19 protein-coding genes are annotated in these 25,702 nt (G+C 60.0%); 16 read left to right on the forward strand and 3 right to left on the reverse strand.

Features of this window, described 5'->3' with window-relative positions; all coding sequences use genetic code 11:
* Positions 1-99: 99 nt before the first annotated feature.
* Positions 100-1,224 (reverse strand): polysaccharide deacetylase family protein, encoded by a 1,125-nt coding sequence (locus AC3IT9_RS23985; RefSeq protein WP_489271171.1) that lies wholly within the window; start codon positions 1,222-1,224, stop codon positions 100-102.
* A 263-nt stretch (positions 1,225-1,487) separates the two neighbouring features.
* On the opposite strand from AC3IT9_RS23985, the gene yaaA reads away from it, so the two are divergent.
* The 13 genes from yaaA to AC3IT9_RS24050 all read left to right on the forward strand — a co-directional run bounded on the left by yaaA (position 1,488) and on the right by AC3IT9_RS24050 (position 19,683).
* A complete protein-coding gene (gene yaaA, locus AC3IT9_RS23990) occupies positions 1,488-2,267 on the forward strand; it encodes a peroxide stress protein YaaA (RefSeq protein ID WP_489271173.1) in 780 nt (259 codons plus the stop codon).
* A gap of 802 nt (positions 2,268-3,069) precedes the next feature.
* Complete coding sequence (locus AC3IT9_RS23995) at positions 3,070-4,386, forward strand: nucleotide sugar dehydrogenase (protein WP_046041959.1); 1,317 nt, start codon at positions 3,070-3,072, stop codon at positions 4,384-4,386.
* 95 nt (positions 4,387-4,481) lie between these two features.
* A complete protein-coding gene (alg8, locus tag AC3IT9_RS24000; RefSeq protein WP_150726835.1) occupies positions 4,482-5,963 on the forward strand; it encodes a mannuronan synthase in 1,482 nt (493 codons plus the stop codon).
* Between the two features lie 36 nt (positions 5,964-5,999).
* On the forward strand, positions 6,000-7,169 hold the full coding sequence (locus tag AC3IT9_RS24005; RefSeq protein WP_489271174.1) for a PilZ domain-containing protein: 1,170 nt from the start codon (positions 6,000-6,002) through the stop codon (positions 7,167-7,169).
* 15 nt (positions 7,170-7,184) lie between these two features.
* Positions 7,185-8,687: an alginate biosynthesis TPR repeat lipoprotein AlgK gene (algK, locus tag AC3IT9_RS24010; protein ID WP_489271175.1), complete on the forward strand. Its 1,503-nt coding sequence runs from the start codon at positions 7,185-7,187 to the stop codon at positions 8,685-8,687.
* Positions 8,684-10,168: an alginate export family protein gene (locus AC3IT9_RS24015; RefSeq protein WP_150715469.1), complete on the forward strand. Its 1,485-nt coding sequence runs from the start codon at positions 8,684-8,686 to the stop codon at positions 10,166-10,168. The genes algK and AC3IT9_RS24015 overlap by 4 nt, the downstream gene beginning before the upstream one ends.
* Before the next feature lie 26 nt (positions 10,169-10,194).
* Positions 10,195-11,772 carry a mannuronan 5-epimerase AlgG gene (algG, locus tag AC3IT9_RS24020; protein ID WP_489271176.1) on the forward strand — a complete coding sequence of 526 codons (1,578 nt, stop codon included), beginning with the start codon at positions 10,195-10,197 and terminating at the stop codon, positions 11,770-11,772.
* Between the two features lie 10 nt (positions 11,773-11,782).
* Positions 11,783-13,246, forward strand: a complete 1,464-nt coding sequence (locus tag AC3IT9_RS24025) for an alginate O-acetyltransferase (protein ID WP_150726840.1) — start codon at positions 11,783-11,785, stop codon at positions 13,244-13,246.
* 8 nt (positions 13,247-13,254) lie between these two features.
* Positions 13,255-14,379, forward strand: coding sequence for a mannuronate-specific alginate lyase (locus AC3IT9_RS24030; protein WP_489271177.1), 1,125 nt, complete (start codon positions 13,255-13,257; stop codon positions 14,377-14,379).
* A 213-nt stretch (positions 14,380-14,592) separates the two neighbouring features.
* The gene (locus tag AC3IT9_RS24035) at positions 14,593-16,158 is read left to right on the forward strand and encodes an MBOAT family O-acyltransferase (RefSeq protein WP_150726842.1); all 1,566 of its coding nucleotides are present in this window, start codon (positions 14,593-14,595) and stop codon (positions 16,156-16,158) included.
* Positions 16,159-16,169: 11 nt separating this feature from the next.
* On the forward strand, positions 16,170-17,345 hold the full coding sequence (locus AC3IT9_RS24040; RefSeq protein WP_150726843.1) for an alginate O-acetyltransferase: 1,176 nt from the start codon (positions 16,170-16,172) through the stop codon (positions 17,343-17,345).
* A gap of 14 nt (positions 17,346-17,359) precedes the next feature.
* A complete protein-coding gene (locus AC3IT9_RS24045) occupies positions 17,360-18,016 on the forward strand; it encodes an alginate O-acetyltransferase AlgF (protein ID WP_151213846.1) in 657 nt (218 codons plus the stop codon).
* 215 nt (positions 18,017-18,231) lie between these two features.
* Positions 18,232-19,683 carry a mannose-1-phosphate guanylyltransferase/mannose-6-phosphate isomerase gene (locus AC3IT9_RS24050; RefSeq protein WP_150754554.1) on the forward strand — a complete coding sequence of 484 codons (1,452 nt, stop codon included), beginning with the start codon at positions 18,232-18,234 and terminating at the stop codon, positions 19,681-19,683.
* 124 nt (positions 19,684-19,807) lie between these two features.
* On the opposite strand, the gene AC3IT9_RS24055 is transcribed toward AC3IT9_RS24050, so the two are convergent.
* Positions 19,808-22,585: an RHS repeat domain-containing protein gene (locus tag AC3IT9_RS24055; protein WP_489271179.1), complete on the reverse strand. Its 2,778-nt coding sequence runs from the start codon at positions 22,583-22,585 to the stop codon at positions 19,808-19,810.
* 251 nt (positions 22,586-22,836) lie between these two features.
* Between AC3IT9_RS24055 and AC3IT9_RS24060 the strand changes: the two genes are divergently transcribed.
* The 3 genes from AC3IT9_RS24060 (at position 22,837) to AC3IT9_RS24070 (ending at position 24,693) form a co-directional block, all read left to right on the forward strand.
* Positions 22,837-23,301, forward strand: coding sequence for a multidrug transporter (locus tag AC3IT9_RS24060; RefSeq protein ID WP_150754563.1), 465 nt, complete (start codon positions 22,837-22,839; stop codon positions 23,299-23,301).
* A 33-nt stretch (positions 23,302-23,334) separates the two neighbouring features.
* On the forward strand, positions 23,335-24,159 hold the full coding sequence (locus AC3IT9_RS24065; RefSeq protein WP_489271180.1) for an SDR family oxidoreductase: 825 nt from the start codon (positions 23,335-23,337) through the stop codon (positions 24,157-24,159).
* Between the two features lie 135 nt (positions 24,160-24,294).
* Positions 24,295-24,693 (forward strand): DUF4440 domain-containing protein, encoded by a 399-nt coding sequence (locus AC3IT9_RS24070; protein ID WP_223447771.1) that lies wholly within the window; start codon positions 24,295-24,297, stop codon positions 24,691-24,693.
* A gap of 135 nt (positions 24,694-24,828) precedes the next feature.
* Here the strand turns inward: AC3IT9_RS24070 and AC3IT9_RS24075 are convergent, their stop codons facing one another.
* Positions 24,829-25,692, reverse strand: a complete 864-nt coding sequence (locus AC3IT9_RS24075; RefSeq protein ID WP_057395860.1) for an efflux RND transporter periplasmic adaptor subunit — start codon at positions 25,690-25,692, stop codon at positions 24,829-24,831.
* Positions 25,693-25,702: the final 10 nt, after the last annotated feature.

The following is a 25,702-nucleotide window of genomic DNA, read 5'->3' on the forward strand; positions in this document are numbered from 1 at the left end:
TGGCGGACTGCCATCACCCGTTTAAAGTCGGAAGTCCACCTGCAACGAATCCCCTTCCAAAATTGCCAAAAACCCAATGTTTACGGGGTTTTGTCGTTTTCAGCGAAACGCATCCTGGCAATCTTCCCAGCCGATCCCGACAGGCGCCGTTTGCGTAACCAGCCACGGCAACGCCGTTTTCACTGCATCCTGTTTCACATTGAAATTGATCACTCCGTGCCGCCACAGCAGCATCAGGGTCAGCACCCGTTGTGCACTCGGGCTGCCCTTGAGTTTGCCGGCACCGTCCTGGGCATCGATGTCCCACAACGCTACCTGCAGCCCCTGAGTCCTGAAGAAGCCTTCGGCATCGGAACGGCGCTGGCCATCGGGCGGACGGAACAGCGGTACGTAGTTCTCCGGCAGCTTGCTCTTGACCAGTTCGGCGCTGCGTCGCACCGAGTCCTGCCAGTCCTGCCAGTGGCTGTGGGAACGGAACTCCCAGCCTTGTACGCCGATGCACTGGCTCGAGTAGGTCGCTTGCAGGTTACTCACCGAATGCTCGGCCAAACGGGCCTGGATGTCCTTGCCAAGGACGAAGAACGTCCCGCTCAGGTTCGACTTGCGCAGGTACTCGGTGACCCAGTCAGTGTTATCCGGCGCGGCGTTGGCGGCGCTGTCGAAGGTCAGCAGAAACAGCCGGTCATGCATCCCGTCGCCGCTGCGCTCATAGTCGCCAAAACGATCGACTTCGCTGCTGGTTTGCGGGGACAAAGCGGCCTTGCGCAACTGTTCGTCCAGGTACTGGGTGTGGAACATACGGCTCGGCTCGGCCCACTTGATGTAGTAACTGTCTGCGCCGACCTGGAACTTGGCGGCCTGCTCGCGCAAGGTGGGCAGGTCTTCGACCAGGAAACAGAAGGAGGCATCCTGGTCGCAACTCTGTTGGGCGAAGTTGTAGTTGGCCAGCAGCCGTTGCCACATGCGCTGGCGAACCCGGTTGACCGACTCCAGATTGATCGTGCGCAGGCCCAGGCGCTGGGCCAGGGCGGGTTCATCCAGCGCCTCGCTGGTCAACAGCACACTGGAAAACATGAGGATCTCGGCCCTGGACGCCACGTCGAACAGCGTCGGGTTGCCGAGCTTTTCCGGCCAGGTGCTGCGATCGAGTGTCGCCACATCGCTTGGTGCCGCAATGGCGCCGAAGCTCAGTAGCCAGATCGAGATGAGAAAAGCGATGCGCAATGGGATGTCTCCATAACAAAACCCGCGCGGCACTATAGCTGATCCAGGCACACCTCCTGCAGCAACACTGAACCACTGTGGGAGCGGGCTTGCTCGCGAATGCGGTATGACATTCACCGAAAATGTCGACTGATACACCGCCTTCGCGAGCAAGCCCGCTCCCACAGGTTTGTGGCGAACCGCTGATCAACTATGACCCTGATAGCTGGAGTCAACACCGACAACCCCCTAGAATCGCCGTCACGATTAAAGGAGACGACTTCATGCTGATGGTGATTTCACCCGCCAAGACCCTCGACTATGAAACACCGCCGGCGACCCAACGCTTCACCCAGCCGCAGTACCTCGACCACTCCCAGGAGTTGATCCTGCAATTGCGCGAGCTGACGCCCGCGCAAATCAGCGAGTTGATGCACGTCTCCGACAAGATCGGCGGGCTCAACGCCGCGCGTTTCGGCAGCTGGACGCCTGCGTTCACCCCGGAAAACGCCAAGCAGGCGCTGCTGGCCTTCAAGGGCGATGTGTACACCGGCATGAATGCACAAACCCTCAGCGAAGCCGATTTCGATTACGCCCAAAAACACCTGCGCATGCTCTCCGGCCTATATGGCCTGCTGCGCCCGCTGGATCTGATGCAACCCTACCGCCTGGAAATGGGCACCAGGCTGGCCAACGCCCGGGGCAAGGATTTGTATGCCTTCTGGGGCACGCGCATCAGCGAATGGCTGAACGAAGCCCTGGTCGATCAAGGCGATGATGTGCTGCTCAACCTGGCGTCCAACGAGTACTTCTCGGCGGTCAAGCGCAACGCCTTGAACGCGCGCATCATCAATACCGAATTCAAGGACCTGAAGAACGGCCAGTACAAGATCATCAGCTTCTACGCGAAAAAGGCCCGCGGTTTGATGAGCCGCTTCGTCATCGAAGAACGCATCAACGACCCGGCCATCCTCAAGCAGTTCGACGTTCAAGGCTATCGCTACAGCGCCGAACAATCCAAACCGGACAATCTGGTGTTTCTGCGCGATCACGCACCAGAGTGATGCATCCGGTCGGCGCACGACCTCCACAACCCTCGTGCGCCGACCCTTGATTCACTTCAGCCTTCCCCGCCTTTTCGCCATATTTGTGGCGCCAAAAATACATCACCCGATTTTCTAACTTTAGTTTCACTCGACTTCGAACATTTTTTTGCGTAGTGGCACTGACTTTTTTTAACAGTAGTGGCAAAAAAATATCCCGCCCAATGATCCGCCTATATATAAAGGGCGAAACGGCAAGTGCTATCAATTTGAGAGCAGTGCCATCTTTCTCAATATTTCAAGAAATTTCAGATTTGACGATGAGCGGACTGGAACTATGTCCAAACGCGCCGCTCATACCACCGGTAACGATTCTCGCCGAGCGTGTACGAGATAACTTACGCAGATAAGCGATTCATGTAGCGAAGTTGTAACACTCACCTGATCGCCGATTTGGACAACACCAGACTGACAGGAGATAACGCAATATGACTATCCCCTACAAGGCCACGACAGCGCCCCTATAAACGTGCTCACCCGAGCACCAAACCGCTTGATCCACGGGCTTTCGGCCTGACATCAAGCGTGCAAGGCCGTTGCACCTGCATCTTTCTGAAAGGAGGATCGGCTGCATAACAGGGCAAATCATAACAACAAGGCCTAGTTGCGCACACCTTGAGTGCATTTATTTAGACACTCGTAACTTATATGCCAGCACACGGCATTGTTGCGCCTGTAAGGCACACTTGCGAGTGCACTAAAACACGCTGAACACCATTAACTCCGGCCATCTAATGGCTTGATCAATACAGAGGTAATTGCGATGCGCATCAGCATTTTTGGTTTGGGTTACGTCGGCGCAGTATGTGCCGGTTGCCTGTCTGCACGGGGCCATGACGTCGTTGGCGTCGATGTGGCCAAAGACAAGATCGATATGATCAATGCCGGCAAATCGCCGATCGTTGAACCAGGCCTGGGCGAACTTCTGGCACAGGGCATCCAGACCGGTCGTCTGCGTGGCACCACCAACTTCGCCGAGGCGATTCGCGACACCGACCTGTCGATGATCTGCGTGGGCACGCCGAGCAAGAAGAACGGCGACCTGGAGCTGAACTACATCGAGGCAGTGTGCCGCGAAATCGGTTTTGTCCTGCGTGACAAGACCACCCGCCACACCATCGTCGTGCGCAGCACCGTGCTGCCGGGTACCGTGGCCAACGTGGTCATCCCGATTCTCGAAGACTGCTCCGGCAAGAAAGCCGGCGTTGATTTCGGCGTGGCCGTGAACCCTGAGTTCCTGCGCGAAAGCACCGCCATCGCCGACTACGACCAGCCGCCAATGACCGTCATCGGTGAATTCGACAAGGCTTCCGGCGACGTTCTGCAATCGCTGTACGAAGAGCTCGACGCACCGATCATCCGCAAGGACATCGCGGTCGCCGAGATGATCAAGTACACCTGCAACGTGTGGCACGCCACCAAGGTCACCTTCGCCAACGAAATCGGCAACATCGCCAAGGCGGTCGGTGTCGACGGTCGCGAAGTGATGGACGTGGTCTGCCAGGACAAGACCCTCAACCTGTCCCAGTACTACATGCGCCCAGGCTTCGCTTTCGGCGGCTCTTGCCTGCCAAAAGACGTGCGTGCCCTGACCTACCGCGCCGGTTCCCTGGACGTGGAAGCGCCGTTGCTCAACTCGCTGATGCGCAGCAACGAATCCCAGGTGCAGAACGCTTTCGACATCGTTTCCAGCCACGACAAACGCAAAGTCGCCCTGCTGGGCTTGAGCTTCAAGGCCGGCACCGACGACCTGCGCGAAAGCCCGCTGGTTGACCTGGCGGAAATGCTGATCGGCAAGGGTTACGACCTGAGCATCTACGACAGCAACGTCGAGTACGCCCGCGTTCACGGTGCGAACAAGGACTACATCGAGTCGAAGATCCCTCACGTCTCGTCCTTGCTGAACTCCGATTTCGACGCGGTGATCAACAACTCCGACGTGATCATCCTCGGCAACCGTGACGAGAAATTCCGCGCCCTGGTGCAGGACGTTCCACACGGCAAGCAGGTGATCGACCTGGTTGGTTTCATGTCCAAGGCCACCAGCACGAATAGCCGGGCCGAAGGTATCTGCTGGTAAAGCAGCCGCAAGCTTCAAGCTCCAAGCCGCAAGTTCAAAGCTCCTCGCTTGGGGCTTGAAGCTTGGGGCTTGCAACTGACTTTAGGATTCCGATTATGCACAGGCTAAAGCACGGCCTACTCCAGGCCGCCGGTTGGCTGTTCTACCTGAGTTTACTGATGGGCCTCGCCATGGCGTTGCCCGTGTCCACGTTCGACTCCGAGTCGAAGGACTTCATTTTCCTGATCGGTATCGTCGGTATCTGGCGCTACTCGATGGGTGCCACGCACTTTGTGCGCGGCATGATTTTTCTGTACATCGTCTACCCGTACCTGCGGCGCAAAGTGCGCAAGCTGGGCAAAGCGGCTGACCCGTCCCACGTGTTCCTGATGGTCACCAGCTTCCGCATCGATGCCCTGACCACCGCGCAGGTCTACAGCTCGGTGATCCGCGAAGCCATCGACTGCGGCCTGCCGACCACCGTGGTCTGCTCCATCGTGGAAATGTCCGATGAGCTGCTGGTCAAAAGCCTGTGGAACCGGATGAACCCGCCGTCCCGGGTGAAGCTCGACTTCGTGCGCATTCCCGGCACCGGCAAGCGCGATGGCCTGGCCTACGGCTTCCGCGCCATCTCCCGACACCTGCCGGATGACCGCGCCGTGGTGGCCGTGATCGATGGCGACACCGTGCTCGGCGAAGGCGTGGTGCGCAAGACCGTGCCGTGGTTCCAGCTGTTCGGCAACGTCGGCGGCCTGACCACCAACGAGTTCTGCGAAGTGCGCGGCGGCTACATCATGAGCGAATGGCACAAGCTGCGTTTCGCCCAGCGTCACATCAACATGTGCTCGATGGCCCTGTCCAAGCGCGTGCTGACCATGACCGGCCGCATGTCGGTGTTCCGTGCCACCGTGGTCACCAACCCGGAATTCATCGCCGACGTGGAAAGCGACTCGCTGCAACACTGGCGCCTGGGTCGCTTCAAGTTCCTTACCGGCGACGACAAGTCGAGCTGGTTCAGCCTGATGCGCCTGGGCTACGACACCTTCTACGTGCCCGACGCCGCGATCAACACCGTCGAGCACCCGCCGGAAAAGAGCTTCATCAAGGCCAGTCGCAAGCTGATGTTCCGCTGGTACGGCAACAACCTGCGGCAGAACTCCCGCGCCCTGGGCCTGGGGATCAAACGCCTCGGTGCGTTCACTTCGGTGGTGCTGTTCGACCAGCGCGTGTCGATGTGGACCTCGCTGCTGGGCCTGACCGTGGCGTTGATCGCCAGCTTCAAGTACGGCACCGCGTTCATCCTGGTGTACCTGCTGTGGATCGGCATCACCCGGTTCATCCTGACCTTGTTGCTGTCGTGCTCCGGTCACCGGATCGGTCCGGCCTACCCGGCGATTCTCTATTACAACCAGATCGTCGGCGCGCTGGTGAAGATCTACGTGTTCTTCCGCCTCGACCAACAGTCCTGGACTCGCCAACCCACGTCTCTGACCCGTGATCTCGCCAGCTTTCAACGTTGGTTCAACACCTGGTCGTCTCGGACCATGACCTTCTCTGCCGGCAGCATTTTTGTCGCCGTGCTGCTGTTGATGGTCTGACCGAACTCGCCTGAATTAACTAGGAAAACGCCCCCTATGAATACCGCCGTCAACGCCAACGTAGTGCACGAATCCGAAGCCCAGCGCCAACACGCCCGAGTGAAAATCCCGGCCAAGTTGCGTTTCTTCGGCCCTGACCGGACGCCGGTCGAAGCCCGGGTGATCGACCTGTCCGCCGGTGGCCTGGCGTTCAACGCCGGTCAATTGCCACTGAAGATCGGTGACGTGTACAAGGCCCGCCTGCAATTCCTGATTGACAACCTCGGCCTGGCCATGGACGTCGAGTTGCAGGTCCGCTCCTTCGACCGCGAGACCGGACGCGCCGGCTGCCAGTTCCAGAACCTGGAACCACGGGACATCTCGACCCTGCGCCACCTGATCACTTCGCACCTGGCTGGCGACATCGTCAGCGTGGGTGAAATGCTGGCGACCCTGCAGCGCGACAACTTCACCAAGGCGCGCAAGATGAAGGACGGCGGCCACGGCATGACCGCGTTCGGCCGCATGAAAGCCGTGACCTTCAGCCTGGGGGTCTTCGTTGTCGGCGTGGCCGCGTTCGGTTTTATTTTCAAATCGGTGTACGGCATGTACTTCGTCAGCCACGCCCAGGCCGGTCTGGTCAGCGTGCCGGGCGTGAACATCACCATGCCCCGCGACGGCACCGTGCAGAGCCTGGTGAAAGCCGACGGCGTGGCCACCAAGGGCGCACCGCTGGCGACCTTCAGCACCAGCATGCTCGACGTACTCAAGGGCCATCTGGACGAAGACCAACTGCAACCGGCCAAGGTTGCAGAACTGTTCGGCAAGCAGATGACCGGCACCCTGACCTCGCCTTGCGACTGCACCGTGGCCCAGCAAATGGTCGCCAACGGTCAGTACGCCAGCAAGGGCGACGTGATCTTCCAACTGGTCCCGCGGGGCAGCGAAGCCAATGTTGAAGCGCGCTTCTCCTATCGCCAGTTCGGCGACGTGCGCCCGGGTACTTCGGTGCGCTTCCAGATCGCCGGCGAGGACAAGAGTCGCACCGGCAAGATCGTCAGCAGCACCAGCCTGAAAAGCGCCGACCTGTCTTCGGACATCCGCGTGCTGATCCAGCCGGACGAATCCCTGGACAGCTCCCTCGTCGGCCGCCCGGTGGAAGTGAACAGCGACCGTGGCCCGAACCTGAACTGGCTGATCGACAAAGCCATGGCTGTCGGTCTTTAAGTCGAGGACATGCCTGTGACTACTCCAACCCTCAACACGCCGCCGACCCTGTGGGAGCGAGCCTGCTCGCGATGGGATCGACGCGGTCTGTCTGATGCACCGAGCCAGCCGCATCGCGAGCAAGCTCGCTCCCACATGGGATTTGCGTTCTGTTCGCTAGCCCTGGCGGTCAGCCTCAGCGGCTGCGCCGGCCTGCCCGACCAGCGCCTGGCCAACGAAGCGCTCAAGCGCGGTGATACCACCACTGCCGCGGCGAACTACCGGCAACTGGCCGACCTGGGCTACAGCGAAGCCCAGGTTGGCCTGGCCGATATCCAGGTCGACAGCCATGACCCGGCGCAGATGAAACAGGCCGAGGCGACTTACCGCGCCGCGGCCAGCGTTTCGCCGCGCGCCCAGGCACGCCTCGGTCGTCTGCTGGTGGCCAAGCCCGGTTCCACCGAAGCGGAACAACACGAAGCCGAAACCCTGTTGAAAAAAGCCGCTGCGGCAGGCGAAGGCAACACGCTGATCCCGTTGGCGATGCTGTACCTGCAATACCCGCACAGTTTCCCCAACGTGAATGCCCAGCAGCAGATCAGCCAATGGCGCGCCGAAGGCAAGCCGGAAGCAGGTCTGGCGCAGGTGTTGCTCTATCGCACCCAGGGCACCTACGACCAGCATCTGGATGACGTGGAAAAAATCTGCAAGGCCGCGCTCAACATCAGCGACATCTGCTACGTCGAACTGGCCACGGTCTATCAGAAACAGGCCAAGCCAGAGCAACAGGCCGAGCTGATCAAGCAGATGCAAGCGGCTCATGCCCAAGGCACCGTTTCGGCGCAGCGCGTCGACAGCGTCGCCCGCGTGCTCGCCGATGCGTCCCTGGGCAAGACCGACGAAAAGACCGCACAGTCGCTGCTCGAACCGATCGCACCGGGCTACCCGGCGTCGTGGGTCACCCTCGCGCAACTGCTCTACGACTTCCCGGAACTCGGCGACGTCGACCAGATGATGAAGTACCTGGACAACGGCCGCGCCGCCGACCAGCCCCGCGCCGAGCTGTTGCTGGGCAAGCTCTACTTCGAAGGCAAACTGGTACCGGCCGACGCCAAGGTTGCCGAAGCGCATTTCCAGAAAGCCGTCGGCCGTGAAGTCGCTGCCGATTACTACCTCGGCCAGATCTATCGCCGTGGCTACCTGGGCAAGGTCTATCCGCAGAAGGCCCTCGACCATCTGTTGACCGCTGCGCGCAACGGCCAGAACAGCGCCGACTTCGCCATTGCCCAACTGTTTTCCCAAGGCAAAGGCACCAAGCCTGATCCGCTGAACGCCTACGTTTTCAGCCAACTGGCCCTGGCCCAGAACACTCCGCAAGCCACCGAGCTTGCGCAAACAATCCAAACGCAATTGCCGCCCGACCGGTTGGCCGAAGCCCAACGCCTGTTGAAACAAGAACAGGCCGTGCGCGGTGCCCTGAGCCCGAACACGCCGGAAATGCATGCCCTGCAAGAAGAAGATGGCGAGGAATCCCAATGAAGTTGAATCCATTCATGAAGGCCGGCATTGGCCTCACATTCGCGCTGATCTGGTCTTGCCCGACGCTTGCTGCGATGACTGAAGAAACCAAGAACTTCGGCCTGGACGTGAAAATCACCGGCCAGTCCGAAGACGACCGTGACCTCGGCACCGCCGACGGCGGCGACGTCAACGGCGTCGGCCTCGACCTGCGTCCGTGGGTCTACGGCGAAAGCGGCGCGTGGAGCGCCTACGCCATGGGTCAAGCGGTGACGTCCACCGACATCATCGAGACCGACACCCTGCAACAATCCGATGGCGCCGAGAACACTGACAACGGTGATCGCGAAACCAAGAAGAACTACCTGGCCATGCGTGAGTTCTGGGTCGGCTACAGCGGCTTCACGCCTTACCCCGGCGAGATCCTGAAGTTCGGTCGCCAGCGCCTGCGCAATGACGACGGCCAATGGCGCGACACCAACATCGAAGCCCTGAACTGGACCTTCGACACCACCCTGCTGCGCGCCAACGTCGGTATCGCCGAACGCTTCAGCGAGTACCGCACCGACCTCAAGGAACTCGCGCCAGAGGACAAGGATCGTCTGCACGCTTACGCCGATGCGGCGTACCAATGGACACCGGGCAACTGGGTCGGCATTCGCGGCCACCACACCCACGACGACGGCAAACTCGACTACGCACAACCGGGCGTGCCGAGCGATTCGCTGGACAAGAAACAGAACGGTGACATCAGCTGGCTCGGCCTCACCGCCGACAGCGACGCCTACAACTGGCGCAACACCAACACCGTCAACTACTGGGGCAGCATCACCGGCATGAGCGGCGACCGCGACACGGTCAACCCACTGAACGCCGATGGCACCGCTCCCGCACAAGCCAAGCGCAGCGGCGATGTCGATGGCTGGGCCACCGACCTGGGTGTTCGCCTGCGCCTCGATCCGCAATGGCAAGTCGGTGCGGCCTACGCCCGTGCCAGCGAAGACTATGAACAGAACGGTCTGGAAAGTAACCGCTCGAACTACACCGGTACCCGCTCGCGCGTGCACCGTTTCGGCGAAGCGTTCCGTGGCGAAATGAACAACCTGCAGAGCGCCACCCTGTTCGGTTCGTGGATGCTCAACGACGAATACGACGCCAGCCTGATCTACCACAAATTCTGGCGCGTCGACGGCAACAAGCCGGTCGGCAGCAACGGCATCGACGCCGTGCAGAACAACACCGACGACGTGACCGGCGCGATCCTCTCCAGTACTTCCCTGCCACTGAACGATGGCGAGAAAGACCTCGGTCAGGAAATGGACCTGGTGGTGACCAAGTACTTCAAGCAAGGCTTGTTGCCGGCGTCGATGAGTCAGGCGATCGATGAGCCTTCGGCCCTGGTGCGCTTGCGTGGCGGCGTGTTCAAGCCGGGCGATGCGTACGGCAAGGAAGTCGATTCGTACATGCACCGCGCGTTCATCGACGTGATCTGGCGCTTCTGATGCACATTGCGAAGGGAGTCTCCCAGATGAATCATCAAGCCATAAAGGGCTCGATCAGCCTGCTGGCCGGCGCGATGCTGCTGGCCAGTGCGACTGCCTTCGCCAATGTGGAGCCAGTTGCAAAGCCGGCAACCGTGGCCAAGGAACTGCAACAGGCCAAGACCTATACCGTCAGCAGCGCACCGACTGCACCGCTGGAACTGGCCACGCCGAAACTGCCGGACGTTTCCGGCTACACCGCCGAGGCCATCGCCGCGAAAATCGTGCGCAGCAAGGCCGGCAAGATCAGCGTGCGCCGGATGATGCAGGAAGACGCCCTGAAGGACTTCATCGGTGGCGACAACAAGATGGCCGAGTGGGTGGTGCGTCAGCACGGCATCCCCCAGGCGATCTTCGTCGACGACGGCTACATGAACCTCAAGGACCTGGCGAAAAAGGTTCCCAAGCAGTACTTCAGCGAAACCTCGCCGGGTGTGTTCCTGGCGAAGTTGCCGATCGTGGTCGGTCGTCACGGCATTCTGGAAATCGACAAGCAGACCCAGGAACTGCGCCTGTCCCAGGAGGCCGGTGCGTTCCTGGTCAACGACGGCCAACTGTTCGTTCGCGATACCAAAATCACTGGCTGGCGCGAGAAGGACAACGGCCCGGCGACGTTCAACTCGCCGAAGGAATTCCGTCCGTTCCTGCTGTCCTGGGGCGGCACCGAGACCTACATCGCCAACAGCAAGATCGCCAGTTTCGGCTACGCCAACAGTAAGTCCTACGGCGTGAGTATTTCCCAATACACGCCGAACATGGCCAAGGTGCTCAAGCGCCCTGAACCGACCGGCTGGATCGTCGGCTCCGAATTCTCGGACATGTGGTACGGCTTCTACTGCTATGAAACCCGCGACTTCGTGGTCAAGGGCAACACCTACAAAGACAACATCGTCTACGGCATTGACCCGCACGACCGTTCCCACGGTCTGATCATTGCCGACAACACGGTGTATGGAACGAAGAAGAAGCACGGGATCATTATTTCCCGTGAGGTCAACGACAGCTTCATCTTCAACAACCGCAGCTACGACAACAAGTTGTCAGGCCTGGTGATCGACCGTAACAGCGTCAACAACCTGATCGCCCACAACGAGATCTACCAGAACCACACCGATGGCATCACCCTCTACGAGAGTGCCGACAACCTGCTGTGGGGCAACAAAGTCGTCAGCAACCGCCGCCACGGCATCCGCATTCGTAACAGCGTGAACATTCGCCTGTACGAAAACGTATCCATGGCCAACGGCCTGACCGGTGTCTACGGGCACATCAAGGACCTGAGCAACACCGACCGTGACATCAAGCTCGACCCGTTTGACGCCCAGGTGTCGCTGATCGTGGTCGGCGGTGAGCTGGCGGCCAACGGCAGCGGCCCGCTGTCCATCGACTCGCCGCTGAGTGTCGAGTTGTATCGCGTGTCCATGCTCGCACCGACCAAATCCAGCGGTATCAGCTTCACCGGCATTCTTGGCGAGCGCCAGGATGAAATTCTCGACCTGCTGGTACGCCAGCAGAAAGCCGTGCTGATCGACCCCGTCGAACGCCAGACCGAAATGCGGGACTGAGGATAATCTTATGCACCCACACTTGATCAAATTACTCAGCCTGTCGGCCTTGACCGCCGGCATTCTCGCGGCCAGCGGCGGCGCGCGTGCCGATGAAGCTGCCGGTAAAGTAAGCCCACCCAAATTCACTGCCGAACCGTGCTGCAGCCTGTGCCCGGCCGCCCACGATGCGAAGAACTACACCACCCGTTATCAGCAGAACTTCACCACGCTGGTACAGGCTCAAGGCGACTGGCTGTTCCGTACGCAAGAAGACTTGCGCACCGAATTCGACACCTCGCCCGCCGGCTACAAACGCATGAAACAACTGCACGATGCGTTCAAGAGCAAAGGCGTGGAACTGGTCGTCGTGTACCAACCGACCCGTGGCCTGGTGAACCGCAACAAGCTCAACCCGGCGGAGAAGGCCAGCTTCGACTTCGACAAGGCGCTGAGGAACTACAAGTCCATGCTCGGTCGTTTCGCGCAGATGGGCTACGTCGTCCCGGACCTGTCGCCGCTGACCGACGAGTCGTTGCCAGACACCCTGCCCGCCCACGACTTCTACTTTCGTGGCGACCAGCACTGGACCCCGTACGGTGCCCAGCGCACGGCGAAAATCGTCGCCGAAAAGGTCAAGCAATTGCCTGAGTTCGCCGACATTCCCAAGCGCGAATTCGAGACCAAAAAGTCGGGTCGCATGGGCAAGACCGGAACATTGCACAACATGGCCGGTCAACTCTGTGGCACCAGCTACGCGATCCAATACATGGATCAGTTCACCACCGAGCCGAAGGGCGAAGCGGGCGATGGCGATTTGTTCGGCGAATCCGGCAACCCGCAAATCACCCTGGTGGGTACCTCCCACAGCGGCAAGAACTACAACTTCTCTGGTTTCCTCGAAGAGGCCATCGGCGCCGACATTCTCAACGTGGCGTTCCCCGGCGGCGGCCTGGAAGGTTCGATGCTGCAGTACCTGGGCAGCGACGAGTTCCAGAAGAACCCGCCGAAGATTCTCATCTGGGAATTCTCGCCGCTGTACCGCCTCGACCAGGAAACCATCTACCGCCAGATGATGGCGCTGCTGGACAACGGTTGCGAAGGCAAGGATGCACAGATGTCCGGCAGCGCCACGCTCAAGCCGGGCAAAAACGAGTTGATGGTCAACAGCAAGAACCTGGACCTGCGCAACGCCAGTCACCAGGTCGACATCCGCTTCGCCGACACTTCGGTGAAAACCCTGCAAGCCACCCTCTGGTACATGAACGGTCGCCACGAGGACATCAAGATCGACAAACCGGAAACTTCCGATACTGACGGGCGTTTCGCTTTCGAGTTGCGCACGGACGAAGACTGGGCCTCGCAGAACCTGCTGGCCGTTGAAGTCCAGGGCCCGGAGCAAGCCGGTGCCGCGCCACAGAAAGTCGAAGCGAAAATCTGCAAACGCAACGTATTCCCGGGCGCTGAGCAACGTACCGCTTCGGCCGGGCAATGAGGTCTGCTATGCGAAATCCGAAACTGAAGCATCTGTTGGCACCGACGCTGTTGAGCCTGGCGATGTTTGCTGGCGCCACACAAGCGGCGGCGCCATTGCGTCCGCCACAGGGTTACTTCGCACCGATTGAGAAAGTCAAAACCGGCGACAAGAGCGAAGGCTGCGATGCGATGCCGACGCCCTACACCGGCTCGCTGCAATTTCGCAGCAAGTACGAAGGCTCGGACAAGGCCCGTTCGACCTTGAACGTTCAGTCTGAAAAAGCCTTCCGCGAAAGCACCGCCGACATCACCAAGATCGAGCGCGGCATCAGTAAGCGCGTGATGCAGTTCATGCGTGACGGCCGCCCGGAACAGCTTGACTGTACGTTGAGCTGGCTGACGGCCTGGGCCCAGGCTGACGCGCTGATGTCCAAGGACTTCAACCACACCGGCAAGTCGATGCGTAAATGGGCGTTGGGCAGCATGGCGTCTTCATACATTCGCCTGAAGTTTTCCGACTCCCGTCCGCTGGCCAACCATCAGCAAGAGTCGCAGTTGATCGAAGCCTGGTTCAGCAAGATGGCCGACCAGGTGGTCAGCGACTGGGACAACCTGCCGCTCGAGCAGACCAACAACCACTCGTACTGGGCCGCCTGGTCGGTGATGGCCACGTCCGTCGCCACCAACCGCCGCGACCTGTTCGACTGGGCCGTGAAGGAATACAAGGTCGGCGCCAACCAGGTTGACGCCGACGGCTATCTGCCCAACGAACTCAAGCGTGAACAACGGGCGCTGGCGTACCACAACTACGCCCTGCCGCCGCTGGCGATGATCGCCAGTTTCGCCCAGGTCAATGGCGTGGACTTGCGTCAGGAAAACAATGGCGCACTGAAACGCCTGGGTGACCGGGTACTCGCCGGGGTGAAAGACCCGGATGAGTTCGAGGAAAAGAACGGCAAGGAACAGGACATGACCGACTTGAAGGTCGACTCGAAATTCGCCTGGCTCGAACCGTTCTGCACGCTCTACACCTGCTCGCCCGAGGTGCTGGCGAAGAAACACAAGATGCAACCGTTCAAGACCTTCCGCCTCGGCGGTGACCTGACCAAGGTCTACGACCCGGCCAATGAAAAGGGCAGCAAGGGTTCTTGAAGGCAGACACAAAACCTGTGGGAGCGAGCTTGCTCGCGATAGCGGTCTGACATTCAACATCGATGTCGACTGACACTCCCTCATCGCGAGCAAGCTCGCTCCCACAGGGTCGGTGTCGAAAGTAGGTTTATTGAGTTAGCCCCCCTGATTTTTGTGGGGGGTTTGGGGGGGCCGTTGGCCCTTGACTGTTGATTCAAACAAGGAGAGATCGGGATGGTATTTTCATCCAACGTGTTCCTGTTTTTGTTCTTGCCGATCTTTCTCGGCTTGTACTACCTGAGCGGGCAACGCTATCGCAATCTGCTGCTGCTGATTGCCAGTTACGTGTTCTACGCCTGGTGGCGTGTGGACTTCCTCGCGCTGTTCGCCGGCGTCACGCTGTGGAACTACTGGATCGGCCTGAAAGTCGGGGCCGCCGGGGTCAGGACCAAACCGGCACAGCGCTGGCTGCTGCTCGGCGTGGCCGTCGACCTGTGCATCCTCGGCTACTTCAAGTACGCCAACTTCGGTGTCGACAGCATCAACGCAATGATGACGTCGGTGGGCCTGGAGCCGTTCATCCTGACCCACGTGCTGCTGCCGATCGGGATCTCGTTCTACGTCTTCGAGTCCATCAGCTACATCATCGACGTCTACCGTGGTGACACCCCGGCGACCCGCAACCTGATCGACTTCGCGGCGTTCGTGGCGATCTTCCCGCACTTGATCGCCGGCCCCGTGTTGCGTTTTCGCGACCTGGCCGACCAGTTCAACAACCGCACCCACACCCTCGACAAGTTCTCCGAGGGCTGCACGCGGTTCATGCAGGGTTTCATCAAGAAAGTCTTCATCGCCGACACCCTCGCGGTGGTGGCCGACCACTGCTTCGCCCTGCAAAACCCGACCACGGGCGATGCCTGGCTCGGCGCCCTGGCGTACACCGCGCAGCTGTATTTCGACTTCTCCGGTTACAGCGACATGGCCATCGGCCTAGGCCTGATGATGGGTTTCCGTTTCATGGAAAACTTCAAGCAGCCGTACATCAGCCAGTCGATCACCGAGTTCTGGCGGCGCTGGCACATCAGCCTGTCGACCTGGCTGCGTGACTATCTGTACATCACCCTCGGCGGTAACCGTAAGGGCACGCTGATGACCTATCGCAACCTGTTCCTGACCATGCTGCTCGGTGGTCTGTGGCACGGTGCGAACATCACCTACATCGTCTGGGGTGCGTGGCACGGCATGTGGCTGGCGATTGAAAAAGCCATCGGCCTGAACACTTCGCCACGCAGCATCAACCCGATCCGCTGGGCACTGACTTTCCTGCTGGTGGTGATGGGCTGGGTGATCTTCCGCGCGGAAAACCTGCACGTCGCCGGGCGCATGTACGGCGCGATGTTCAGCTTCGGCGACTGGTCGCTGTCGGAACTCAACCAGGCCAGCCTCACCGGTCTGCAAGTGGCGACCCTGATCGTGGCCTACGTGACCCTGGCGTTCTTCGGCCTGCGGGATTTCTACAGCAATCAGCCTCCGGTCAAGACCAAGCCTGCCGTGAACGTCGACACCGACGGCCCGGCCGCTGCGACACCGGGAACGATCAAGGCCGTGCCTGGGGATAACCCGGCAAGCATCCATCAGCCTGGCTACACCGTCGGCGTCGAAGCCCAGGTGCAACCGGCCTACTGGACCGCTGACTGGTCGCGCTACGTGATGCGTGCGCTGGTGCTGCTGCTGTTCATCGCCTCGATTCTCAAACTCTCGGCGCAAAGCTTCTCGCCGTTCCTTTACTTCCAGTTCTGAGGGATCTGACCATGACCCGCTCATTACGCATCTTCTACATCGCGCTGTTCCTGGTGACCCTGCTGGTGCTCGGTCTGTGGTCGGTGCGCAGCTTCTTCGGCTTCAGCACCAACGCCGATGCGACGGTGCTCAACGGCCGCTGGAGCAAAGCCGTGGAAACGCACTACGACGACGAGTTCCCGATCAAGCGCCTGGGCACCAACCTCTGGGCCGCACTGGATTTCAAACTGTTCAACGAAGGTCGTCCGGGCGTGGTGCTCGGTCGCGACCAGTGGTTGTACAGCGATGAAGAGTTCCACCCGGTGGTCAACGAAGAGCTGAACCTGCAAGGCAACTACGCGCTGGTCGAAGGCGTACGCCAGACCTTGAAGGAAAAAGGCGTGCAACTGGTGATGGCAGTGGTGCCAGCCAAGGTGCGCCTGTACCCGGAACACCTCGGTGAAGTGAAACCGGCGAGCATCCACGCCAACCTCTACAAGGACTTCCACCAGCGCCTGGCCGCCGACCGGATTCCGGCCCCTGACCTGCTCGGCCCGCTGCAACAGGCCAAGCAGAATGGCCAGCAAGTGTTCCTGCGCACCGACACCCACTGGACGCCGCAAGGCGCCGAGATCGCCGCCAACCGTCTGGCCAGGACCATTGCCGACAAGTACCCGCTGAGCGGCGAGCCGCAGCGTTTCGTCACTGAACCTGCGGAAACCATTACGCACAAGGGCGACCTGCGTCTGTTCCTGCCACTGGACCCGCTGTTCGAAAACCTGATGCCTAAACAGGAGCAATTGCAGAAGCGCAATACGGTCGCGGCTGAAGACCAGCCCGCCGGCGACGACGCGCTGTTCGCCAACACCGAAGTGCCGGTGGCCCTGATCGGCACCAGCTACAGCGCCAACCCCACCTGGAACTTCGTCGGTGCGCTCAAGCAAGCGCTGAACAGCGACGTGGTCAATTACGCCGAAGACGGCCACGGCCCGATTCAGCCGATGCTCAGCTATCTCAAAAGCGATGCCTTCAAGAACAGCCCGCCACAGGTGCTGATCTGGGAGTTCCCTGAACGATATCTGCCCGTGAACAACGAAATCGGCGACGCCGACCCGCAGTGGGTCGCAGAGCTTAAACAAGCCGGCGCCCGCCAACAAAACGTAGCTGCAAACACTAAATCCGAGACGCCCGACCGGGCGCAAAACTGAAAGAGAGGTACACCATGACTTTCACTACAACTCCTCGTCGTCTCGCTAAAAGCTTTGCCCTGGTTGCCGGCCTCAGCGTGCTGTCGGTACAGGCTTTCGCCGCAGGCGACGCCGCCCTGTACGGCCCGGTCGCGCCGAAAGGCTCGACCTTCGTGCGCATCTACAACGCTAGCAACGCCGAAGTCAGCGCCACCGTCGGCAGCACCAACCTGAGCGATGTCGCGCCACTGTCGAGCAGTGACTTCAGCTTCATGCCGGGCGGCGACTACAGCGCCAAGGTCGGTAGCCAGAGCCTGCCGGTGAAACTGGCCGGCGACCACTATTACACCCTGGTCAACAACGCCAGCGGCGCACCGCAACTGATCGAAGAGCCGCCATTCAAGAACAAGCAGAAGTCCCTGGTACGCGTGCAAAACCTCAGCGACAAGGCGCTGACCCTGAAGACCGCCGACGGCAAGACCGACGTAGTCCCGAACGTTGCACCCAAGGGTCGCGGCGAGCGTGAAATCAACCCGGTGAAGGTCAGCCTGGCCTTGTACGACGGCACCACCAAAGTCGGCGACGTGAAACCGGTCGCTCTGGAACGCGGTGAAGCCGCGGTGCTGTACGTCACCGGCAGCGGCAGCAGCCTGTCGCCGGTCTGGGTGAAACGCCCGGTGTCGACGCGCTAATAAATTTTGCCTGATTGACGCAGCTCCCCTTGTGGGAGCGAGCCTGCTCGCGATAGCGGACTGACATCCAATATTGATGTCGACTGACACACCGTCATCGCGAGCAGGCTCGCTCCTACAGGGGACCGCAGCGTCAATCCGGACACGAGACAAAAACAAGAGTGAAACGACAGAACGCAGTAGCTCTAACCAATCGATATTCAAGGAGTAACAACATGATTCCGGTGATCTTGTCAGGTGGTAGTGGCTCACGTCTTTGGCCGCTTTCCCGCAAACAATTCCCTAAGCAGTTCCTGGCCCTGACCGGCGAACACACCCTGTTCCAGCAAACCCTGGAACGCCTGGTGTTCGAAGGCATGGATTCGCCAATCGTGGTCTGCAACAAGGACCACCGCTTCATCGTCAACGAGCAATTGGCGGCGCGCAAACTGGAAACCCAACGCATCCTGATGGAACCGTTCGGTCGCAACACCGCGCCGGCCGTGGCCCTGACTGCGATGATGCTGGTCAGTGAAGGTCGCGACGAGCTGATGCTGGTGCTGCCGGCCGACCACGTGCTGGAAGACCAGAAAGCCCTGCAGCGCGCCCTGGCCCTGGCCACCGTCGCCGCCGAAAACGGTGAAATGGTGCTGTTCGGCGTGCCGGCCACCAAGCCGGAAACCGGTTATGGCTACATCAAGTCGACCAACGACTCGCTGCTGCCTGAAGGCGTCAGCCGTGTCTCGCACTTCGTCGAAAAACCCGACGTGAAGCGCGCCACCGAGTTCGTCCAGTCCGGCGGCTACTTCTGGAACAGCGGCATGTTCCTGTTCCGCGCCAGTCGCTTCCTCGAAGAGCTGAAAAAGCACGATCCGGACATCTACGACACCTGCCTGCTGACCCTGGAACGCAGCCAGCAGGATGCCGACACCATCACCTTCGACGAAGCCACCTTCGCCTGCTGCCCGGACAATTCCATCGACTACTCGGTGATGGAAAAAACCCAACGCGCCTGCGTCGTGCCGCTGACCGCGGGCTGGAGCGATGTCGGCTGCTGGTCGTCGCTGTGGGAAGTCAATGCAAAAGACGCCAACGGCAACGTCACCAAAGGCGACGTGGTGATCCAGGACAGCAAAAACTGCATGATCCACGGCAACGGCAAACTGGTGTCGGTGATCGGCCTGGAAAACATCGTCGTGGTCGAAACCAAGGACGCCATGATGATCGCCCACAAGGACAAGGTCCAAGGCGTGAAACAGATGGTCAACACCCTCAACGAACAGGGCCGCACTGAAACCCAGAACCACTGCGAGGTCTACCGTCCGTGGGGCTCCTACGACTCGGTGGACATGGGCGGGCGCTTCCAGGTCAAGCACATCTCGGTCAAACCGGGCGCGTGCCTGTCGCTGCAGATGCACCACCACCGCGCCGAGCACTGGATCGTGGTCAGCGGCACCGCTGAGGTAACCTGTGATGAAAACGTGTTCCTGCTGACCGAGAACCAGTCGACCTACATTCCGATCGCTTCGGTACATCGCCTGCGTAACCCGGGGAAGATCCCGTTGGAGATCATCGAGGTGCAGTCGGGGAGCTATCTGGGTGAGGACGATATCGAGCGGTTTGAAGATATCTACGGGCGCTCGACGCCGGTTGAGCGTGGGGTTGCGGTGAAGACTATCGCGCAGTAATCCGTAGCCATTCACCCAGCCCAATGCGCTCCCTATCCGCAAAGAGTTGGGTGAAAACATATGAAAAAGCCCTGAAGGCTCGCGCCTCCGGGGCTTTTTCATTTCAAGAAAACCTCTGCAAGCCTCAATTAAAAGTGCTCTGACTCAGTCGCTGCTCAACTTTCAAGTAACGTCGATAATGATCCAATCGATCCTTTACATAGGATTTTTCAAAAGTTGCAAAATTTCCACTAACTGCCCATGTGTAATCAAGCCCAACCAAATCACTCCTGAGAGAAAACCACTCACTATAGATCCCTTTTTTTTCATCGATTTCCAAAAACGCAGAGTCCTCACTTTTCTTTGTCCCTGACTTTACGGGATAATTAAATGACTCACTGCGAGCTAGTATGTTGTCGTCCACTTGGTACGCAGGACCACTGATCCCCACGGGAGCCCACTCTGTGACAGCTCCGATTGCATAGGAACCATGCGCACCTAAATGCGCCTGAGGAAAGGTAACCCATGGATCTGAGAATACAATTTTCTCTAGGCTGACTTCACGGTGATCACCAATAGCGACAAACATATGATCGTTTCTATCAGCCTTAACAAGAGCAATTGGATCAGTTCGTTTCGCACTGGCGAGTAAATTGAAACTCATACGCGCGTGCTCGCCGCAGTTACCGACACCGATGCGTGCGGCTGCCATCCCCCCCTCAGCGCGTGCTTCTGTCAGTTGAGTAAGCAGCTGCTCTTCTCGAGTTCTCCACAAGTCAACTAATTGGTTTGGGGAGCCCTTCGGAAACATCGCCTTTGTAAAATAATTAGCGTTATCCGCCAACTGTAAATTACTCCACTCACGGGCCCCTACCGAGTGAACCGTTTTATTTGGCTTTTTAAGCTTAAGATCCTCGTGCCAACTGACTTTGTTTTCGTACATCGTCTTCCCAACACTAGACCGTTTTGCGTCAAGCCCAACTTTCTTGCGTTGTTCCTTTGTCGGGTTTGAAATATCAATAGGATCCAACCCATCGGGATCCACAAACTGCAATGGACTGTTCCTTACGAATGCAAAGAAATTTAACCCATCTACATCCCCCGCCGGATCCGGATTCAACCACCGCTGCCACCCCGCCACGTAATACCTGAACCCATAGTAATAAAGCCCCGTCGCATCCCGCTCTTTCCCCGAATAACGCACCGTTCTGTAACTCGCCTCCACCTCCCCGCGCCCGGCGAACCAGGCAGTGGTGCCGTACGGGTGATAACGCTCCTGGCTGATCACTTCTCCGTCTCCGTCGAGTTCCAGGGTGCAGGAGCCCAGATGATCAGTCAGGTGGTAGCGGTATTGATCATCGGCGCTGTCCTTCGGCGGCGCTGAGTCCCAATGCAACACCCGTACGCTGCTGCGCCCGGCCTGCACGCTGATCACCTGCAGTACTTCGCCCGTGCCGCTGTGGTGGCGCAGTTCCAGGTTCGGCAGATAACGGGTTTCAGCGATCAGCGTCCGGGCATTGGTGTGGGCCTCACGGACTTTGCGCAGGCGCATGCCGTCGGCGCCGTAGACATAACGTTCGCGGTCATCGAGCCCGGAATCGCGCACCACCGGCCGCACTTCGCCCAGCTGGTTGCGCAGGTCCCAACCCAGGGTTTGTCCCGGTTGCAGGTTGAGTAAGTTACCGTTGCCGTCGAAGCCTCGGCGGAAGTCGTCCTCACCCGGCTCCACACCTTCCAGCACCGGCAGGCAACGGTTGCTGTGCGCCGCCGCGACCATTCGATGTCCATGACTTTGCGGACCTTCGTGGGTCAGTTCCAACAGATTACTGCCCGTATCGTAGTGATAGGTCTGGCGGTAATTGGCGCGGGGCGCGGGATCATCAAACGTCGAAAACTGTGGGCCTTTATTGGCACCGCCCGCTTCCCAGCCGGTGGCTTCGATCAGTTGCGACAGGCTGTCGTAGGCGTAGCGATTGACCGGTTCGATGCGCTGGTTGGCGAAGTAGCGAATCGGCTGCGCGGCATCCTCGATGCTCAGCACGTTGCCCACCGGATCGTAGGCATAGCGCAGGTCTTGCAGGGCTTCGTTGCCGCGTTGCGCCTGGAGGCGGGTCAGTCGGCCATTCTGCGCGTCGTATTCCAGCGTGGTGATCACGTCGTTGCCGGCGACTTCCCGTTCGGTCTGGCCGTGGGCGTTGTAGGTGATGGCGCTGAGTAGCGTTTTCGGGGTGGGTACGCCGTTGAGTTGCAGGCGCACTTCGCGCAACTGGCCGTCGAGGGTTTGATGGAATAACTGGCGGTGCCCCTTGGCATCGGTTTGATGGGAGACCTCGCCCAATGCGTTGATGTGCGATCGGGTGATCGCGCCTTCGCCCGGCTCCCGCAGCAATTCGCGATCGGCTACCGGCTCGGGCCAATCCGGTAGCGTCAACGCTTGCAGAAAATGCCGCGCCTGCTCCACTGCCGCGCCGTGCAAGCCGAACTCGGTAAACCGCTGCGTGCCCGCCGGGTCATCATGGCGAATCAGTTGGCCGCATTGGTTGTGCTCGGCAAAAGTCGGATCGCTCGCACCGTAACTCAAGCGTTCCGTGCAAACCGCTTCGCCGTCCACCGCCTGCTCGAACACCGCCAGCGGACGCAACTGCTCGTCATACTGCATCCAGCGCCGGGAACCCCGGCCATCCCAGTGATGGAGCGGCTGCCCCGCCTCACCCGACAGCGCCACACGCCACCCGGCATCGACGCTGTTGGTACTCAACACCGCGCCGGACAAGGCGTAAACCGTTTGCAAATTAGGCGGTGCCGAAGCGTCCAGAAACAACCGCGGGTCCCACTGCGCAACCGCGCGCCCTGCCCAATCATGGGCCGTGCGGTTGACCCGTGCCTGAGGCGGCACGCCGTCGATGTCACGCCAGTAACCCACGGCGCGGACTGGCAACCCCCGAGGGTCACTTGTGGTCAGGCTCGGGGTGTGGCGGTGGATTGAAAGGGTTGCTGGCACGGTAGCCGCTCCGGAATCACTCCCCTCATCTAAGCCTGTCGATCAAGTGCCTGGCTACTGTCAGAAATTACAGGGCCGACAGACGGACTTCTGTACCATCGCCACGCCCCGCCCATCGCCAACCCCACCTGCGCTTAGGTAGGATGACCCTCTCTATTCCCGAGATTTACGTCATGTTCATCGGCGCCCTGCTGGTCATCACCTGGCTGATCCTGTTGCTGCGCTATCCAGCCAAGGCCTTGCCCGTATCCCTGGCGGCTGCCGTGGGGCTGGGTATCGTCGCCACTTGGGTCATCTGGATGGACCAGCACGAGCTCAAGCAACTGCAACGCCTGGAGTTGCGCATCAGTTACGCACCGCAGCAGTGTCCCGCCGACCGCCCATTGCAATTGACCCTCAACAACGGCAATGACGTGCCGCTGACTGAGCTGCGCTGGCGGGTCGCGGCTTATGCACCGGGCGATACGGTGAACCTGGCCGACAATCAATACTCCGCCCCGCGCTATCGTGGCCCCGGCGAATTGCAGGCCGGAGGCAACTGGGAAGACTGTTTGCCGCTGCCGCCATTGCGCCCTGGCTACCGTCCGGAAACCCTGGAGTTTCGCGCCGAGCGATTGCAGGGTAGTTTTTCCGACTGATCCCTTCCCCATTTTTTGCACAAGGAATGCGCCATGCCCGTTGCGTTGATTACCGGTTGCTCCAGCGGCATTGGCCGCGCCCTCGCCGATGCGTTCAAGGTCGCCGGCTATGAAGTCTGGGCCAGTGCCCGCAAGGCCGAAGATGTCGCGGCACTCACCGCTGCGGGTTTCACCGCCGTGCAACTGGATGTCAACGACACCGCGGCACTCGAAGCCTTGAGCGAGCGAATCAACCAACAAACCGGCGGCCTCGATGTGCTGATCAACAACGCGGGCTATGGCGCCATGGGGCCGTTGCTCGATGGTGGTGTACCGGCCATGCAACGCCAGTTCGAAACCAACGTGTTCGCCATCGTCGGCGTCACCCGCGCCTTGTTCCCGGTGCTGCGTCGGGCCAAAGGGCTGGTGGTGAATATCGGTAGCGTGTCCGGCGTACTGGTCACGCCATTCGCCGGCGCCTACTGCGCCTCGAAAGCCGCCGTGCACGCCTTGAGCGATGCCTTGCGCATGGAACTGGCGCCGTTCGGCGTGCGGGTGATGGAAGTCCAGCCGGGAGCCATCGCTTCCAGCTTCGCCAGGAATGCCGGGCACGAAGCCGAGCAACTGATCAGCGAACAGTCGCCATGGTTTCCGTTGCGCGAAGGCATACGTGCCCGGGCCAAAGCCTCTCAGGACAACCCGACCCCGGCCAATGAGTTTGCCGCCGGTTTGCTCAAGGCTGTGCAGCAGAGCAAACCTGCGCGACTGGTGCGCCTGGGCAATGGCAGTCGTGCGTTGCCGCTGATGGCAAGTTTATTGCCCAAGGGTTTGCTCGAATCCGGGCTGATGAAGCGGTTCGGGTTGCGTGGGCAGCTCTGAAACCGCGTCATCGTTCTTCGCGGGCAAGCCCGCTCCCACAGGTCATGCGCAGATTTTGAAATGGCGCTAATCCTGTGGGAGCGGGCTTGCCCGCGAAGGCGTCAGAACAGGCACCACAGAATTTCAGGAAATAAAATGACCGACTACACCGAATACTTCGACGAAGTGATCCAGGCCCACGTGGCCATCGAACAATGGCTGGCCGAAGAACGCGACGCGTCCGAACTCGAAAAACTGCTGACACGTTTTTCGCCGCAGTTCTCCATGGTCTCACCACTCGGTCGGGTGCTGGATTTTGACGCGCTGAGCGAATTGTTCACGCTGGCAGGCGGCAAGAAGCTCGGGTTCCGCATCGAGCTCAGCGAGTTACGCGGGATAGCGCTGTACGACGGTGGCGCGACCGTGAGTTACCGTGAGCAACAGACCGATGCGACCGGGCTGCACTCGGATCGTCGCTCGACGGTTGTGTTCGAGAAGCAAGCCGATGGCCGGGTGATCTGGCGGCATTTGCATGAGACGTTTTGCAAGGAGTGAAATGTGGACCGAGCCACCCCCATCGCGAGCAGGCTCGCTCCCACACTGGATTTGTGTCCTACATAAATTCATCGGTCACTGAAGATCAAATGTGGGAGCGAGCCTGCTCGCGAAGCAGGCGACTCGGTCTATCGGTTATGCACCATCACCTTGCTTCACCACCACCGTACAAGTAATCCCCGCCGCCAACAGCACACCCTCCGGCACCTCATCGATGTGAATCCGCACCGGCACCCGCTGCGCCAAACGCACCCAGTTGAACGTCGGGTTCACATCGGCGATCAGTTCGCGGCTCTCCGGGTTGTCGCGGTCGTAGATGCCACGCGAGATGCTTTCCACGTGGCCCTTGAGTACTTCGCCGCTCATCAGTTGCATGTCGGCCTTATCACCGACGCGCACATGGGGCAGTTTGGTTTCTTCGAAGAAGCCGTAGACCCAGAACGAGTTCATGTCGACCACGGCCATTTTCGCCTCGCCGATGCGCGCGTAGTCGCCACGATGCACGTTGAGGTTGGTCACATAGCCATCCACCGCCGCACGCACTTCAGTACGCTTGAGGTTGAGTTCGGCGGCTTCCAGTTGCGCCTGGGCCTGCTGGTAATCGGCCAGGGCCGAGTCGGCGAGGTTACTGGCGTCGTCACGGTTTTCCCGGGAGATCACCAGGTTGTCCATATCGGCGCGACGATGGGCGTTGACCTTGCGCATCTCCCAGGTCGCCTTGCGTGATGCCACCAGACTTTGCGCCTGCTTGACTGCCAGACGGTAGTGCTCGGGATCGATCTGCATCAGCAAGTCGCCCTTCTTCACCAGTTGGTTGTCACGCACCGGCACGTCCACCACTTCACCGGTGACGTCGGCGGCGACGTTGATGATGTCGGCGCGCACGCGGCCGTCGCGGGTCCATGGCGTGTTCATGTAGTGCTCCCACAAGGAGCGGCCGATCCACAGCGCGAGGGCCAGCACCAGCAAGGTCGCGAGCAGACTGAAAAACTTTTTCATCGGGGCATTC

It is taken from the genome of Pseudomonas sp. KH_046_1, assembly GCF_057839025.1.

Bases quoted from the DNA above. Each gene is read 5' to 3' on its own strand.
- AC3IT9_RS24040 (WP_150726843.1), top strand. From the start codon at position 16,170: ATGACCCGCTCATTACGCATCTTCTACATCGCGCTGTTCCTGGTGACC.
- AC3IT9_RS24005 (WP_489271174.1), top strand. From the start codon at position 6,000: ATGAATACCGCCGTCAACGCCAACGTAGTGCACGAATCCGAAGCCCAG.
- algG (WP_489271176.1), top strand. From the start codon at position 10,195: ATGAATCATCAAGCCATAAAGGGCTCGATCAGCCTGCTGGCCGGCGCG.
- AC3IT9_RS24060 (WP_150754563.1), top strand. From the start codon at position 22,837: ATGTTCATCGGCGCCCTGCTGGTCATCACCTGGCTGATCCTGTTGCTG.
- AC3IT9_RS23995 (WP_046041959.1), top strand. From the start codon at position 3,070: ATGCGCATCAGCATTTTTGGTTTGGGTTACGTCGGCGCAGTATGTGCC.
- AC3IT9_RS24015 (WP_150715469.1), top strand. From the start codon at position 8,684: ATGAAGTTGAATCCATTCATGAAGGCCGGCATTGGCCTCACATTCGCG.
- alg8 (WP_150726835.1), top strand. From the start codon at position 4,482: ATGCACAGGCTAAAGCACGGCCTACTCCAGGCCGCCGGTTGGCTGTTC.
- AC3IT9_RS24030 (WP_489271177.1), top strand. From the start codon at position 13,255: ATGCGAAATCCGAAACTGAAGCATCTGTTGGCACCGACGCTGTTGAGC.
- AC3IT9_RS24065 (WP_489271180.1), top strand. From the start codon at position 23,335: ATGCCCGTTGCGTTGATTACCGGTTGCTCCAGCGGCATTGGCCGCGCC.
- yaaA (WP_489271173.1), top strand. From the start codon at position 1,488: ATGCTGATGGTGATTTCACCCGCCAAGACCCTCGACTATGAAACACCG.
- AC3IT9_RS24025 (WP_150726840.1), top strand. From the start codon at position 11,783: ATGCACCCACACTTGATCAAATTACTCAGCCTGTCGGCCTTGACCGCC.
- AC3IT9_RS24050 (WP_150754554.1), top strand. From the start codon at position 18,232: ATGATTCCGGTGATCTTGTCAGGTGGTAGTGGCTCACGTCTTTGGCCG.
- AC3IT9_RS24070 (WP_223447771.1), top strand. From the start codon at position 24,295: ATGACCGACTACACCGAATACTTCGACGAAGTGATCCAGGCCCACGTG.
- AC3IT9_RS24045 (WP_151213846.1), top strand. From the start codon at position 17,360: ATGACTTTCACTACAACTCCTCGTCGTCTCGCTAAAAGCTTTGCCCTG.
- AC3IT9_RS24075 (WP_057395860.1), bottom strand. From the start codon at position 25,692: ATGAAAAAGTTTTTCAGTCTGCTCGCGACCTTGCTGGTGCTGGCCCTC.
- AC3IT9_RS24035 (WP_150726842.1), top strand. From the start codon at position 14,593: ATGGTATTTTCATCCAACGTGTTCCTGTTTTTGTTCTTGCCGATCTTT.